Here is a 14,330-nt window from a genome sequence, read left to right as displayed (position 1 = left end):
CGACTTCCCCTGTGATAGGTTAACTAAATTAGTCATCCGTGGCTTACACGGAAATCGTGACAGGCCCCGTGATGCCCCGCCGCATCGCGGGTCAGCGCTGACGATCTCGCTGTCGTCGAGGCCGAGTTGGCCGCGACCACGGCGGAGACCACCCCGGATCGGTTGTGCCGCCACGGCACCGACCTGATCACCCTGCTGGATCAGGACGGCCCCGAACCCGACGACCGCGATCCGCAACCCGTCGATGACCTGCAGATCCGCCCCGACAAGGACGGGACCGGCGGCACCATCACCGGCCGCTACGACAGCGCATTGAAGTTCGCCACGATTGCCGCGCTGCTCGACGCCAAGTCCAAGCCCCTCGACAAGGAAGACCTCCGCACGATCGGCCAGCGCCAGGCCGATGCGTTGGCTGATGTTTGCGGGTTCGTCCTCGACCACGGCGACGTCCCCCACCGCGGCGGCGCACTCACCGCCAAAGAGCTCCGCATGTTGGCCTGCGACTCCGGGATCATCCCCACCGTCCTCGGCGGCAGCTCCCAGTTGCTCGACATCGGCCGCACCACCCGCACCATCCCCGACGCCATCCGCAAAGCCCTGATCATCCGCGACCACGGCTGCGCCTGGCCCGGCCGCGACCGACCACCCTCCTGGTGCGACGGCCACCACATCCACTACTGGGAACACGGAGGCGACACCAGCCTCGACAACCGCGTACTCCTGTGCAAAGCCCACCACCGACTCCAACACGACAGCGACTGGATCATCCAGATCCGCGACGGGCTACCGGAGTTCATCCCACCCGCGTGGATCGACCCCGAACAGGTCCCGCGCCGAAACCCCGTGGTCGTTCGGCCTCCGCCTACAGCTCGATCGTCGCGTGCCGGGATGGGGCGGTCGGGGCGCGGAGTTCCGACGGTCGCACGCGCGCGCGCTCGGCCACGGTGTCCAGGAACGCTGCCGTGAGGGGGTCGGGGGCGCCGCGCGCGTACGCGACGAGCCTGCGAGTGATCGGGGGGTCCGGCCAGCGCAGCAGGCCGTCGAGGTGCGGGGGGATCACGTTCGCCGAGGTGATCGTCGGGCCCAGGCCGGCGGCCGCCAGTACGGGGGCGGTGGCCGTCTGCTCGGTACGCACCGCGACCTGCGGGGTGAAGCCGACCGTCTGGCAGATGTGGTCCAGCAGTTCGGCCATGCCGTGGCCCGGCGCGTAGTGCACCCACCGGCGGTCGGCGAGGTGGCGCAGGTCCAGGAGTTCCTCGCTCGGGCCGGCAGGATCGTTGGCGGGCAGCACCACCACGAACTCCTCAACCCCGATCGGGCGGATCGGGCCGTCCCAGCGCGGCGGGACCGGGCCGATCGCCGCGTCCGCCTCCCCCGCGGCCATGGCCGCATGCAGCTCGTCGGCGTGGCGGTACTCCCGCAGCCGCACCTGGACGTCGGGATGCGCGTCGCTCCAGGCGCGCAACACCGGGGGCAGCACGCCCAGACTGACAGAGAAGATCGTGGCCAGCTGCAGCTCGCCGCCCTCCAACCCCACGGCCCGGCGCGCGGCCGAACGGGCGCGGGCGGCGTCGGCCAGCGCCGCCCTGGCGTGCGGCAACAGGGCGCGCCCGGACGGGGTGAGACGCACCGACCGGGGCAGTCGATCCAGCAGGCGGCCACCGACGTCGGTCTCCAGCGCCCGGATCTGGTGCGAGAGCGCGGGCTGCGTCACGTGCAGCAGCGCGGCGGCCCGGGTGAACGAACCCGTGTCGGCCACGGTCACCAGGTACTCGAACTGCCGCAGGCTAGGCATGATGAAATCTTATGGCAATCAGGAAATCTATGCATTGGACTCATCATCGGGTTCGACCGACGATGGCGGTATGGACGATGTCGCAGTGGTCGTGGGCGCCCAGGGCGTCATCGGGGGCACGCTCGTGGAGCACCTGGCCGGGCTCGACGGGTGGACCGTGATCGGGCTATCGCGACGATCCGGGGAGTCGTCAGACCGGGTGCGCCACATCGGGGTCGACCTGCTCGATCCCGCCGACTGCCGGGAGAAGCTCGCCGGGCTCGGCGCGGCAACGCACCTGTTCTACGCCGCCTACCAGGACCGGCCCACCTGGGCCGAGCTCGTGGAGCCCAACCTCGCGATGCTGCGCAACGTCGTCGAGGCGGTCGAGGAGGTGGCGCCGGGGTTGCGCCACATCAGCCTGATGCAGGGCTACAAGGTCTACGGCGCGCACCTGGGCCCGTTCGCCACGCCGGCCCGGGAGGACGACGCCGGGCACATGCCGCCGGAGTTCAACGTGGCGCAGCAGCAGTACCTGGAGCAGCGCCGTCGCGGGAGCTCGTGGACGTGGTCGGCGCTGCGGCCCTCGGTCGTCGCCGGGTTCGGGGTGGGCAACCCGATGAACCTCGCGATGGTGATCGCCGTCTACGCGTCGATCAGCAAGGAGCTCGGGCTGCCGCTGCGCTTCCCGGGCCGGCCCGGCGCCTACGACACGCTGATGGAGATGACCGACGCCGGCCTGCTCGCCCGCGCCACGGTCTGGGCGGCAACCGACCCCCGCTGCGCCGACCAGGCCTTCAACATCAACAACGGCGACCTCTTCCGCTGGCACACGCTGTGGCCGAAGATCGCCCGCTGGTTCGACCTCGACGTCGCGCCGCCGCTGCCGATGCCGCTGGCCACCGTGATGGCCGACAAGGGTCCGCTCTGGGACGCCATGGTCGACACCTACGACCTGAAGTACGGCTACGACGCGGTGTCGTCATGGGCCTTCGGCGACTTCGTGTTCTCCTGGGACTACGACTTCTTCGCCGACGGGTCCAAGGCCCGCCGGTTCGGCTTCCACGAGTTCGTCGACACCGAGTCGATGTTCCTCACGATCTTCGACGACCTGCGCGCCCGCAAGGTGATTCCCTAGGGGCAGGGGCTCGCCGCGCGCAGCGGTGTAGGGCGTGAACCACTCGCTGTTCGTCATCGCCGCCGCCTGCTCGGCGGCTGCCGCGTCGGCCGCGGTGGCTCCGGCAGCCCCACTGTAGATGCCCTGCGCGAGCGCACCCCACGCCTGCAGGCGCACGTCGTGACCGCGGCAGTACTCGATCGCGCCCACGCCGCCCTCCACCCAGTCGCGCTTCGCCAGGCTCATCTCGAGCTGGTTCACCACCAGCGGGGCGTCGAGGCTGCGCTGCAGGAACGCCATCTGCACGGCCGACATGTCGCGCTGCAGCAGCCGTCCGAGCGCCTCCTCGGACTTCCCACTGCGGTAGATGTCGGCCTGGTCGAGCCGGGTGATCCCGTTCTCCAGCGCCGCGTGCAGGGCGCGTTCGGCCCCGTCGACGTCGGAATCGGTCATCGGGGTGTCGGACCATTCGCCGCCCCAGCCCATGCAGCCGTAGATCAGGTTCACGGGCCGACCGTAGCCGCGACGTAACCCCGCACCGCCTGATCACGAGTTAGGAGCCATGATCGCCCGCCACCGGCTCACCCGGATCGCCGCCGGTCTCGCCGTCCTGTGCATGGCGGGCTGCGGCACCACCATCGCCGGGACGCCGAACGCCGTCGGAGCCGCCCCACCGGCAGCCGGGAGCTCCGAGGCAACGGGGAACACGGGCGGCTCCGCGGGCGACGGCAAGCCGGTCGACGCCTGCAGCCTCCTCACCGCCGCGGAGGTGGAGAAGCTGATCGGCGCCAACGACGGCGGCAAGGGCAGCTCCACCGGTGGCGCCAGCTCGTGCGGGTGGGAGAACTCGACGAACTACTACTCCGTGACGCTCGACATCGGCCAGAGCGGTACGGCGATCAACAAGGTGCTGCCGCCCTTGGACCCGGTGCAGGGACCGGAGCGCCCGCTGCCCGGCGGCATGCGGGGGCTCGGCGGCGGTCAGGTCGAGTTCGTGGCAGGCGATCGGGACTGCACGCTGCAGGTGGCGACCAATCAGACCTCCGGCAACGACGAGCAGGCCGCCGTCACCCTCGCGAAGGCCGTTCTCGGGCGGATCTAGGCGGCGGGGTCAGCCGGATCCGCTACTTCGCGAACGCTGTCAGGAACCGGTCCCGGAATGCGTCCATCCGCCACACCGGTGCCTGCGGGCCCGGCCGCAGGCCGTCCTGCCAGCCCCAGCCGCTGATCCGGTCGAGCACCTTCGGGTCCTTCGCGACGATCGTGATCGGGACGTCACGGCCGGCATCGTCGCCCGCGATGACCGGGGCCGGCTGGTGGTCGCCGAGGAACACGAGCACGAGGTTGTCGTCACCGTAGGTCTGCACGTACGAGATCAGGCTGGACAGCGAGTACTCGATGGACCGCCGGTACTGCGTGCGGACGAGGTCGGTGCCCTTGGCGAAGATGTCGTCGTCGCGCGGGCCGGTCTGCGCGGTCGCGAACACCGAGCCGTCACCCACGGCGTTCCAGTCGAGCACCGGCGGGATCAGCGGCCACGGCGCGTGGCTGGACACGAACGCCATCTCCCCCATCACCGGTGCGTGGCCGGGCGCGCTGCGTTCGAGGCGCTGGAACGCCGCGAGCGTGTACTGGTCCGGTGTGCTCGCCCAGCCGAGGTTGGGGCCCTGGTAGCCCAGGTTGCGGGCGTCGTAGACCTGGTCGTGGCCGTAGAACCGGCCCTCGGGCCAGTCATCGGTGGTGCCGGGCATGACGGCGACTGTGCGCCAGTCCGCGCGGTGGAACGCGCTGGTCAGGGTCAGCCGGTTGCTCGCGACGAGCGTGTCGTAGCGCTGCTGGTTGTCGATCCACAGGCCGGAGAGCAGCGTGGCGTGGGCCAGCCAGCTCCCCCCGCCCGCGGTCGAGGACGTCAGGAAGGCGCTGCGGGACCCGAACCCGGCCGCGGCGAGCTTAGCGGTGCCCGCGTCGAGCACCGCGTCCACCTGCGGCGCGAAGTCGGGCCGCTCCACGGCCGAACGCCCGTAGCTCTCCACGAACGAGAGCAGGACGTCCTTGCCCCGCAGGCCGGCGAGCAGGTCCGCACCCGGCGTGGCACCGAAGGCGTCGACGCCGATCTGCGCGGCGAACGCCCGCTGGTCCAGCAGGTCCGCCCGCACCTGCTCGGCCCGGTCGTAGGCCAGCGCCGTCGCGCTCCCCGAGGCGACCGGCACCCCCGGAACGATCTGCGCGCCGAGCACGGCGCACACGATCCACACGGGTGCGAGCACGGCCAGCACGCGGGTCGTGCCGCCGCGGCGCCGGACGACCAGCCGTGACAGGCACCGGATCGCCACCGTCATCAGCACCACCACGCCGACTCCGAGCAGCACCGCCCCGACCACGACCGCGATGCCGCCGACGTGCCCGATCGAACCGCTCAGCACCGCCAGCCCGGAGACGACGAGCGGCCAGTCGATCACCGGGTCGAACGGCCGGTCCAGCGCCGTGGTGAAGCCCAGGTCGAACAGCGTGAGGATCAGCATGACGCCGAGCACGACACCGGCCAGCGTGGCCGCGCGCCGCCCCCACCGCAGCGGCAGCACGAGCAGCAGCGCGGCTCCGAGCAGCGCCTCCACCGGCAGCCGGACGAAGGCGCCGAGGCTGACCCGGCCGATCTCGTTCGGCACGACGAGAGCCACGAACACGAGCACGAACGCCGCTGCGGTACCCACGCGCCGCAGCACCCGGCGAGCGGGCCGGTCGGGCTCCTGCGGGATTTCGGTCGTCACGCTCTGGGCACGGCTGCGAGCGCCTCCCGGTTCAATCCCCCGGTCCGCTCCCGAGCCGCGCGTAGACGTCACCGGAACGGCCCAGCGGGCGGAACCGCTCGAGCAGCGCGACGAGCTCGGCCGCGTCGAGCCAGCGTTCCGACGCGAAGCGCAGGGTCTCGACCGGGGAGTAGTTGTAGCGGTAGCCGCCGGCCGGCGCCCCGAGCTCCTCGACGATGTCCAGCACGGCGAGCGCAGCATCGTGGGCGGGCGGCAGGTACTCGAACGACAGCGCGCGCACCGGCTGGTGCAGCCCCGTGAGCACGTCGGCCTCGAAGCCCTCGACGTCGACCTTGCAGAACACCGGCACGCCGTGCGTCGCCACCAGTGCGTCGAGCGTGACGACCTCGACGTCGATGAACCGGTCCCAGCGCACCCGGGAGAAGCTGCGGTCCTCCGCCACCGTGCCCTGCCACCCGGTGGACATCGACGAGACGGTCGGTGTCGCCGTGGAGATCCCCAGCCGGGCTCGCCCGGCCTGCGCGCCGACGGCCAGCGGCACGATGGTGACGCCGCGGTCCCGGCCGAACAACAGTCGCAGTACCCGCAGGCAGTCGGGCTGCGGTTCGATCGCGATGACGTGCACGCCCAGCTTCCGCCACGCGCGCACGCGGCTGCCGACGTGGGCACCGACGTCGAACCCGACGTCGCCCGGTCCGAGGAACTCGCGGTAGAACCGCACCATCCGCCGGTGCCTGCCCGGTTGACCGTGATACATCACCAGCGACCGGGCGATCCCTCGAACGCGTGCGAGCATGCGCGACGGTACCGCGGCACGCGATGCCGGGTTCGTACTCGTGTCGACCGTTCTGCGCCGGCCATCCGGCGAGTCATACCGAAGTCTTATGCGGTCCCCTCTGCGGTGGGAGGCGCGGGCGAGCGCCACCTCGTAGCGTCACGGTCATGGCGAACACCCCGACCGTGCACCCTCGGGTGTCCGTCGTGATCCCCACCCGCAACGAGGCCCGCAACCTCGCGCTCGTGCTGCCCGCGCTCGACGCGCTGCGCCCGGCCGTCCACGAGATCATCGTGGTCGACGGCCACTCCGTGGACGGCACGGTCGAGACGGTTCGCAGGCTCCTGCCCGCCGCTACCGTCCTCACGCAGACCCGCACCGGCAAGGGCAACGCGCTGGCATGCGGGTTCGCCGCGGCCACCGGCGAGATCGTCGTGATGTTCGACGCCGACGGGTCCGCCGACCCGGCGGAGATCCCGACCTTCGTCGCGGCGTTGACCGGCGGCGCCGACGTCGCCAAGGGCAGCCGGTTCGCCCGCGGCGGCGGCACCGATGACATCACCCCACTGCGCAGGCTCGGCAACGCTGCCCTCAACGGCGTCGCCAACGTCCTGTTCCGCACGGCGCACACCGATCTCTGCTACGGCTACAACGCCTTCTGGACGGCGCTGCTGCCGGTGCTCGACCTCCCGTCGATCACGGCACCGGCCCCGCAGGGCGGGATGCTGTGGGGCGACGGCTTCGAGATCGAGACCGTGCTCGCCTGCCGGGTCGCGGCCGCTGGTCTGGCCGTCACCGAGGTGCCGTCGGTCGAGCGCCGCCGGATCTTCGGCCAGACCAACCTGCGCACCTTCGCCGACGGGGCACGCGTGTTGCGCACGCTCCTCGCCGAGCGCAGGCGGGCACCGGCCTCCGGTGCGCACCCCCGCCGCGATCCGACCGTCGCAGCGGCCCGGTGAGCGGTGCTCAGGCGCGTCGCACGACGAGCACGGGTTTGCCGACGCCGCGCTCGGGCGAGTCGATGTAGGCGTGGGCGGCCGCGACGTCGTCGAAGGCGAAGGTGCGGTCGATGATCGGGGCGAACGCGCCTGATGCCAGCCCGGCCCGGACGAAGTGCTCGGCCCGCCGCAGCACGACGGGATTCCCGGTGACCTCGAAGACGTGGAACCGGCGCAGCCAGACCGGGGCGTAGGCGCCGGCCGGCAGCGGGGTCGGCAGGCCCGACAGGCCGCCGTGCACGATCACCGACGCGCCGGGTGCGCAGGCCCGCACGAGCTCCTCGACCTGCGGCCCGCCGACGGCGTCGAGCACGACGTCGGTGCCACGGCCGCCGGTGGCCTCGCGCACGGCGGCGACGAGGTCGGGCTCGTCGTCGGCGATCACGGCCTCCGCGCCCGCGGCGAGCAGCTCGCGGTGCCGGGCCGGGGCCGCTGTCGCGATCGGGACGGCACCGAGGTGGCGCAGCACCTGCAGCGCCGCCATGCCGATGCTGTTGGCCGCCGCGGTGACCAGCACATGGTCCCCGGGGCGGACGCGGAGGATCTCTGCAACCATGCCGTACACCGTGACGTAGGGCATCCAGATCGCGGCGCCGGTGATCGCGTCCATCCCGGCGGGCCGGGCGACCAGCGCGGAAGCCGGGACGATCGCCTCCTCGGCGTAGACCGGGTAGTCGTTCTGGGAGAACGAGGGCACCACGCTCACGGCGTCACCCGCCGCCCACCGCTCGACGCCCGGGCCCGCCTCCAGGACCTCTCCGGCCGCCTCCGAACCCAGCCCGGCCGGCAGCACGGGCTGCTCGAGGTAGGTGCCGCGGCGGAAGTTGACCTCCGCGCGGTTGAGGCCGATCGCGTCGACGCGCAGCCGCACCTCGCCCGGGCCGGGGGCCCGCACGTCGGCCTCCTCGATGCGCAGCACCTCGGGCTCGCCGGTCTCGTGGAACCTGATCACCCGCGCCATTCCCGCAAGGTAAGGGAAACGTAGCCGGGTGGACATACCGGATCGGGGGAACGCACCCCATCATGGACAAGTCATCAGACGACTTGCGCCATGCTTCCTCCACCCAGCCAGGCCGTCCCCTTCGCCGAAGGCAGCGCCGACCCATGAGCCCCACCGTGATCAGCACCCGCAAGCAGCGACTGCTCGTCGCCGCCGCCGGGCTCGCCACCGTCGCCCTTGCCGGGTGCAGCTCCACGGTGGCCGGGCTACCGTCCCCGGCTGCCGGAATCGGCCCCGCGGCGGTGGCAGCACCGGCGTCGACGGGAGCGGCGCCGGCACCCAGCGCGGCCCCGGCGGGCGGCGTGACGCCGACCGACACGACCCTGCCCGTGGGCAAGGCGGCCACCGTCAACTACGCGACCGACAGCACCGAGAAGGAGACCACGACCCTCGAGGTCACGGTGAAGACCGTGCAGCAGGGCTCGGTCAACGACCTGTCGGGCTTCGAGCTCGACGCCCAGGCCAAGCAGAGCGACCCGGCCTACGTCACGGTCACCTTCCGCAACACGGGCACCAAGGCGATGGACCCGGGCGGCATCTTCGGGCTGTTCAACGCCTTCAACACCGCAGGCGACAAGCTCGGCAGCGTCACGCTGCTCGGCGACTTCCCGAAGTGTGACGGCCTTCCGCCCGACTCACTCGCGGCAGGCGAGTCGTTCACCAGCTGCGAGGTCTACATCGCACCGAAGGGCCAGTCGGTCACCAAGGTCGTGTTCGGCTTCTACGTGGACCTGAAGCGCACGGAGATCACCTGGACCGTGTAGCCGCTGGAGCTACGGCTTGCGGCCGACCGCTCCCGCGATGCAGTACTGCACCGACGAGCGTGGCTTGACGTTCGGGCCGTCCGGCCACCAGTCCGAGCACAGCACGAGGCCCGGTTCGACCAGCTCGAGGCCGGCCAGCATGCTCTCGATCTGCGCGCGGGTGCGGAAGCTGCCACTGCCCATCGGGCTGTGGATGAAGATCTCCTCCATCTTCCGGGCGAGCGCGCTGTGCTCGGGGGTCTCCGGGTCGTAGAAGTGGCTCAACGCCACGTAGGAGCCCGACGGCAGGGCGTCGATGTACTCCTTCATGATCTCGGCGTACCGGTCGCCGGTGTAGTGGTGGATGGTGCCGCACTGGTAGAGCGCCATGGGCTCGGTGAAGTCGAGGTACTTGCGCACCGTCTCGTTCTCCAGCACCTGGCGGGGCTCGAAGATGTCGGCCCCCACGAGGTGGGTGCGGTCGTTCTCCTCGAGCAGCGCGCGACCGTGGGCGAGGACCACCGGGTCGTTGTCGACGTACACGACCCGGGCGTCGGGCTGGATCCGCTGCACCACGTGGTGGGTGTTCTCCGCGGTGGGCAGGCCCGAGCCGCAGTCGAGGTACTGCGTGATCCCGGTCTGGCTCGCGATGAACCGGGAGGCGCGGATCAGGAACTCGCGGTTGTCCCACCCCAGCTGGGTGGCCTCCGGCGCCACCTGCTGGATCCGGCGGAGGACCTCGCGGTCGATCTCGTAGTTGTCCTTGCCGTTGAGGAACGCGTCATAGACGCGCGCGACACTCGCTTTGGAGATGTCGATGTACGGCGGTACAACGTCGGATTCGCGGGCCTCGGCACTGGGCATACTCGTCCCTCGCAACACGGTCGATCACGGATCTGGATCCCTACGGCGACTCACGGAGTGTAGGCCAACGATCACCCCAGATGTACCCAGGGAGCAAGCCCCCGATGACCGACGGTGACGTGTACGGTCCTCCCGAGGAAGCGTGCGCCCTCCGCGGAACCGGCTGGGCGACTCCGGTCGGATGATCCACGGGAGCAGTTCAATGACCGAGGCTGATCGGCCCGCGGTTGCCACCACCGATGCCGACCCCACCCGGGGCGTGACGGCCCGGCGCATCGTCCTCGGTTCGCAGCTGCGACGGCTGCGGGAGGCCGCCGGCATCTCGCGCGCCGACGCCGGCTACATCATCCGCGCCTCCGACTCGAAGGTCTGGCGGCTCGAGCTGGGTCGCGTCGCCTTCAAGGAGCGCGACGTCACCGACCTGCTCACCGCGTTCGGGGTCACCGACGCGGCCGAGCGCGAGGTCTTCCTCGAGATGGTTCGCCACGCCAACGAGCCGGGGTGGTGGCGCCGCTACAACGACGTGATGCCCAACTGGTTCCAGGACTTCGTCGGGCTGGAGGAGTCGGCGGCGCGCATCCAGACCTACGAGCTGCAGTTCGTGCCGGGACTGCTGCAGATCGAGCCGTACGCGCGGGCCATCGCCACCCGCGGGCGCCCCGACTTCACCCCACCCGACGCCGAGCGCCGGATCGCGCTGCGGATGCGGCGCCAGAAGATCCTCACGGGCGTCAGCCCGACCAAGCTGTGGGCCGTGGTGGACGAGTCCGCCTTCCACCGGCCGATCGGCGGGCGGGAGGTGCTGCGGCGTCAGATCGAGCACCTGCTCGAGATGGCGGCGCTGCCCAACGTGGTGCTGCAGGTGATCCCGCAGCACATGAGCGGCTACGCCGCCGAGAGCCCGTTCACGGTGCTGCGCTTCGCCGAGCCGGAACTGCCGGACGTGATCTACGTGGAGCACCTCAGCGGCGCGCTCTACCTCGACAACCGCCAGGACATCGAGCTCTACAGCCGCGCGCTGGACCGGCTCGTGGTCGACGCGGAGACTCCCGACCGCACGCGCCAACTGCTCACGAAGCTGCTGTCGGAGATGTGACGGTCGGCGCGGTGGGCCGCAGCCCACCGCGCCGGACCGGTACTCCCCTATGGGCGGGGGCCGAACTCGCCCTGCACGACGCCGCCGACGAAGGCCACCCACTCGGCAGGCGTGAAGACCAACGCGGCGCCCTCGGGATGGCGAGAGTTGCGCACCGCGACCTCACCCGTGGTCAGATCGGCCACCTCCACGCAGTTGCCGAGCTCGCCGCTCAGGCTGCTCTTGCGCCAGACGGCGCCGGTGAGCCGTGCCGCCGACCAGCCGTTGCGATCCTCGTCCGTCATGTGATCATCCCCGCTCGTCCGGTGCCTGACCGAGGTGAGGCGTCCCGTTGAAAGTAGCGCTTGCAGATGCACGTGCATTTGCAGCGTTCATCGCTCGCCAACCGCGCGTACCCGAATCATGGTAGCGCCGCCTCACCGAACGCGAAACGCGTCATCCCTGGTCAACGCAGGGATACCCGCATCGACCTGGCATTCGTCCCCAGATTTCGCCGCGGCGTCGCTCACCGATCGTGCGACCTCGCATCTGCGTTTTGCATGTGCGCCGCCGCGGTGCCGCTTGCATCTGCGGTGAGCGGTAGCCAGACTGCACAGGGTGAGTGACTCGCTGCGACAGCACGACGACGCAGCGATTACGGAAGGGCAGCCGGCGACCGCGGCAGCCGGTCCGGGCTCACCACGACGGAGGGGAACCGTTGCGATGGCGCGCGAGACGCTCGATCAGATCCACAGCATCGCCGAGGTACTGGCGGTCATGTCGTCCCCGAACGCGGTGAGCCGCATCCTCACCGAGCACGCCGCCGATTCCACCGGCCACTGCCGGGGGTGCCGGTACCCGACCACGGCCGCGCCGGTCTGGCCCTGCCGGCTCTGGGAGATCGCTGACGAGACCCGGCGCAACCAGGAGCAGCGGGCCCAGGGCACCCACACCGCGACCTGATCCCGGTCAGTCGCCGGTGTCGCCCCGCAGCGTCAGCACCATGCGCAGCACGTACTCCACGGCCGAGGCGAAGGCGTCGCCGCGCAGCTCGTCCCGTACCGCGAGGTACTGTGCGGCCAGCGCGAGCATCCGATCCGTACCGCCCCGACGCACCACGAGCGCGGCGATCTCCTCCAGGTCCAGGCCCGGATTGTCCAGCCGCGTCAACGCGAACTCGACGACCAGCTCGTCGTCCGTCACCTGATCCACTCCGCGCATGTCGTCCGTGTGGCTACGCCCTGGCCGCCCTCACGGTCCATCATCCCTGCGCAACGGCCTCCGTGGGCCGGGTTGTCGGTGCGATGTCCCCGACACCCGGCCGTGGCCTGCGTCCAGGTCAGTCCGCGGCGGTGACGACGTCCGACGCAGCGAGGCGGGCCGCCACCGGTGCACCGGCCAGGTCCTCCTCGTTGCAGAGCAGCTTCACCTCGTAGTACGGCGCGCCGTCACTGTCGTCGTAGTCGAGGTGGATGGCGATGACGTCGACCGGTTCCCCGAGCCACTGCTGCGCGCTGCGCAACCACGCCGCCGAGCGTTCGAGCGCGACCGGCAGGTCGTCGTCGCGGAACTGCACCGGGCGGTAGGGCACCTGCTGCACCTCGTCGCGCGCGTGCTGTGGTCGGGGCAGCTCCACGGCCAGGCCCGCGTCATCGAGGTCCAGCTCGACAGCATCATCAGTCACCGTGGCAGCTTCTCCGCCCCCGGTGGCCACCCGCAAGTCCTGGAGCGCCCCTGTCGGGTCACGCCGCACTAGTGCGGCGCCCGGTCGACCGCCGACTGGGCGGCGCCCTGCGCCTCGGCCAGCCGGGCATCGAGTGCCGGTGCCGGCACTCCGCCACCCGCCAGGTCCGGGCGCGACTGCGCCACGATGTTGGTCAGCGCCAGCTGCACGTCCGACCACGCGCCGGTGAACGGGGTCGGCAGCGCGGTCGCGCCCGCAGCCACGATGGGCGCGAGCGGGCCGTTCGACTCGGTGATCACGTTCGCGGCCTGCGCATTGGTCGGCAGGTCACCGAAGGTGTTCGTGTAGTTGATCTGTTCGACGGGACTGGTCACGAGCTCGGCGTAGGCGAGCGCCAGTTCCTTGTGCCGCGTGTAGCCGGCGATCGCGATGTTGTCGCCCGAGACGATGGTGGTGGCGGGCCGCCCACCGGGCGGGAGCGTGGCCTCCCCCGGCGGGACACCGGGCATCCGGACGAAGGCGTACTCACCCTTGACCGCGGACGCCTCGAGCGTCGGGATCGCCCCCGGACCCGAGAGGGGCATCTTCGCCGCCTTGCCCGCCGCGAACGCCGCCAGCGACTGCGCGGCCGTCCACCCGACCGCCTCCGGGTTCACGATGTGATCCGTGGTCAGGAACCCGAAGTACGCGTCGAAGGCCTTCTGCATCGTCGGGTCGTCCAGCCGCGCCGCGCGACCCTCGATCAACGGGTTGCCGTACTGGTTGGCGAACATCCAGACGTACTTCCACGGGTCGAAGTTGTCGGCGTAGGCCACCGCCAGGCCGAAGCGGTCGTCCTTCGTCAGCATCTTGCCCGCCTCGACGAGCTGGTCCCACGTCGTCGGCGGGGCGGTCAGGCCGGCGGCGGCGAACATCCTGGTGTTGTAGGCCATCACGAACGGGCGGCTCACGAACGGGATGCCGACCTGATGCGTCCCGTCGGGGCCTGACATCGCGAGCGTCGCAGGTGTGAACCGGTCCTTGCCCCCCACCGCCCGCCACTCCGCGTCGCCCATCTGCAGGAACGCGCCCGTCGCGAACGCGACCGGGGTGAACGTGGTGCCCAGCGAGTAGACGTCGGGACCGTCACCCGCCACGACCGCCGTCTGGATCCGCTTCTGCTCATCGGCCGCCGACGCGAACGTCTCGAACTGCACGTCGGCGCCGGTGCGCTCGTGGAAGCGCTGCTGGATGCGCGCGAACCAGGCCTGCTGCTGCTGCGGGTACTGCGCGCTGACGCTCACCAGCACGCGCAGGGGTCCGGTGTCACCGGTGTGACCGACGGCGCCCGCCACGTCCGGTACCGCGACCGCGTCGGTGCCCACCATCGAACAACCACTGACTGTGAGTAACACAACGATCACTGCGGTGATCATGGTGGCGGCTCTTCGGCGGGCACCCATCGAGGACCTCCTCCGCATCCGCAGCGTCGCGGACGTCCGGCGGGGCCAACGGCGTGGCCCGCTCGGCGGGAAAGCTAGACCGCCTGGTCA

16 protein-coding genes and 1 pseudogene are annotated in these 14,330 nt (G+C 71.0%); 7 read left to right on the top strand and 10 right to left on the bottom strand.

The window, feature by feature from the left end; all coding sequences use genetic code 11:
• The first annotated feature begins 126 nt into the window (after positions 1–126).
• A complete protein-coding gene (locus tag ACFPFQ_RS09405) occupies positions 127–966 on the top strand; it encodes an HNH endonuclease signature motif containing protein (RefSeq protein WP_379616898.1) in 840 nt (279 codons plus the stop codon).
• Here ACFPFQ_RS09405 and ACFPFQ_RS09400 read toward each other — a convergent pair.
• Positions 863–1,795, bottom strand: coding sequence for a LysR family transcriptional regulator (locus tag ACFPFQ_RS09400; protein ID WP_379616896.1), 933 nt, complete (start codon positions 1,793–1,795; stop codon positions 863–865). The two genes, ACFPFQ_RS09405 and ACFPFQ_RS09400, sit on opposite strands and share 104 nt — an antisense overlap.
• A 70-nt stretch (positions 1,796–1,865) precedes the next feature.
• Here ACFPFQ_RS09400 and ACFPFQ_RS09395 point away from each other — a divergent pair, with 70 nt between their 5' ends.
• The gene (locus ACFPFQ_RS09395) at positions 1,866–2,912 is read left to right on the top strand and encodes an SDR family oxidoreductase (RefSeq protein WP_379616894.1); all 1,047 of its coding nucleotides are present in this window, start codon (positions 1,866–1,868) and stop codon (positions 2,910–2,912) included.
• A gap of 306 nt (positions 2,913–3,218) precedes the next feature.
• Here ACFPFQ_RS09395 and ACFPFQ_RS09390 read toward each other — a convergent pair.
• Positions 3,219–3,398 (bottom strand): annotated as a pseudogene (locus ACFPFQ_RS09390) (aldo/keto reductase); the annotation flags it as partial.
• A 55-nt stretch (positions 3,399–3,453) separates the two neighbouring features.
• On the opposite strand from ACFPFQ_RS09390, the gene ACFPFQ_RS09385 reads away from it, so the two are divergent.
• Positions 3,454–3,993, top strand: coding sequence for a DUF3558 family protein (locus tag ACFPFQ_RS09385; RefSeq protein WP_379616892.1), 540 nt, complete (start codon positions 3,454–3,456; stop codon positions 3,991–3,993).
• 22 nt (positions 3,994–4,015) lie between these two features.
• On the opposite strand, the gene ACFPFQ_RS09380 is transcribed toward ACFPFQ_RS09385, so the two are convergent.
• Both ACFPFQ_RS09380 and ACFPFQ_RS09375 read right to left on the bottom strand, forming a co-directional pair.
• Entirely contained in the window at positions 4,016–5,659 is a 1,644-nt protein-coding gene (locus tag ACFPFQ_RS09380) for a sulfatase (RefSeq protein WP_379616890.1), read from the bottom strand.
• A gap of 31 nt (positions 5,660–5,690) precedes the next feature.
• Entirely contained in the window at positions 5,691–6,455 is a 765-nt protein-coding gene (locus tag ACFPFQ_RS09375; protein ID WP_379616888.1) for an FkbM family methyltransferase, read from the bottom strand.
• A gap of 146 nt (positions 6,456–6,601) precedes the next feature.
• Between ACFPFQ_RS09375 and ACFPFQ_RS09370 the strand changes: the two genes are divergently transcribed.
• Positions 6,602–7,393, top strand: a complete 792-nt coding sequence (locus ACFPFQ_RS09370; protein WP_379616886.1) for a glycosyltransferase family 2 protein — start codon at positions 6,602–6,604, stop codon at positions 7,391–7,393.
• A gap of 7 nt (positions 7,394–7,400) precedes the next feature.
• Here ACFPFQ_RS09370 and ACFPFQ_RS09365 read toward each other — a convergent pair whose 3' ends face one another.
• A complete protein-coding gene (locus tag ACFPFQ_RS09365) occupies positions 7,401–8,393 on the bottom strand; it encodes a zinc-dependent alcohol dehydrogenase family protein (protein WP_379616884.1) in 993 nt (330 codons plus the stop codon).
• Positions 8,394–8,536: 143 nt separating this feature from the next.
• On the opposite strand from ACFPFQ_RS09365, the gene ACFPFQ_RS09360 reads away from it, so the two are divergent.
• Positions 8,537–9,196: a hypothetical protein gene (locus tag ACFPFQ_RS09360; RefSeq protein ID WP_379616882.1), complete on the top strand. Its 660-nt coding sequence runs from the start codon at positions 8,537–8,539 to the stop codon at positions 9,194–9,196.
• Between the two features lie 9 nt (positions 9,197–9,205).
• Here ACFPFQ_RS09360 and ACFPFQ_RS09355 read toward each other — a convergent pair whose 3' ends face one another.
• Positions 9,206–10,039, bottom strand: coding sequence for an SAM-dependent methyltransferase (locus ACFPFQ_RS09355; RefSeq protein WP_379616881.1), 834 nt, complete (start codon positions 10,037–10,039; stop codon positions 9,206–9,208).
• A gap of 202 nt (positions 10,040–10,241) precedes the next feature.
• Here ACFPFQ_RS09355 and ACFPFQ_RS09350 point away from each other — a divergent pair, with 202 nt between their 5' ends.
• Positions 10,242–11,135 carry a helix-turn-helix domain-containing protein gene (locus tag ACFPFQ_RS09350; RefSeq protein WP_379616879.1) on the top strand — a complete coding sequence of 298 codons (894 nt, stop codon included), beginning with the start codon at positions 10,242–10,244 and terminating at the stop codon, positions 11,133–11,135.
• Positions 11,136–11,182: 47 nt separating this feature from the next.
• Here ACFPFQ_RS09350 and ACFPFQ_RS09345 read toward each other — a convergent pair whose 3' ends face one another.
• Positions 11,183–11,419, bottom strand: a complete 237-nt coding sequence (locus ACFPFQ_RS09345; protein WP_379616877.1) for a DUF397 domain-containing protein — start codon at positions 11,417–11,419, stop codon at positions 11,183–11,185.
• A 418-nt stretch (positions 11,420–11,837) separates the two neighbouring features.
• Here ACFPFQ_RS09345 and ACFPFQ_RS09340 point away from each other — a divergent pair, with 418 nt between their 5' ends.
• On the top strand, positions 11,838–12,077 hold the full coding sequence (locus ACFPFQ_RS09340) for a hypothetical protein (RefSeq protein ID WP_379616875.1): 240 nt from the start codon (positions 11,838–11,840) through the stop codon (positions 12,075–12,077).
• Between the two features lie 6 nt (positions 12,078–12,083).
• Here ACFPFQ_RS09340 and ACFPFQ_RS09335 read toward each other — a convergent pair whose 3' ends face one another.
• From ACFPFQ_RS09335 to ACFPFQ_RS09325, 3 genes are all read right to left on the bottom strand, one after another.
• Complete coding sequence (locus tag ACFPFQ_RS09335; RefSeq protein ID WP_379616873.1) at positions 12,084–12,317, bottom strand: hypothetical protein; 234 nt, start codon at positions 12,315–12,317, stop codon at positions 12,084–12,086.
• Positions 12,318–12,453: 136 nt separating this feature from the next.
• Positions 12,454–12,798 carry a hypothetical protein gene (locus ACFPFQ_RS09330; RefSeq protein ID WP_379616871.1) on the bottom strand — a complete coding sequence of 115 codons (345 nt, stop codon included), beginning with the start codon at positions 12,796–12,798 and terminating at the stop codon, positions 12,454–12,456.
• A gap of 68 nt (positions 12,799–12,866) precedes the next feature.
• Positions 12,867–14,165: an ABC transporter substrate-binding protein gene (locus ACFPFQ_RS09325; RefSeq protein WP_379616869.1), complete on the bottom strand. Its 1,299-nt coding sequence runs from the start codon at positions 14,163–14,165 to the stop codon at positions 12,867–12,869.
• Between the last annotated feature and the right edge of the window lie 165 nt (positions 14,166–14,330).

The organism is Pseudonocardia sp. GCM10023141 (genome assembly GCF_042653605.1).
This window is presented reverse-complemented; position numbering and strand designations above follow the sequence as displayed.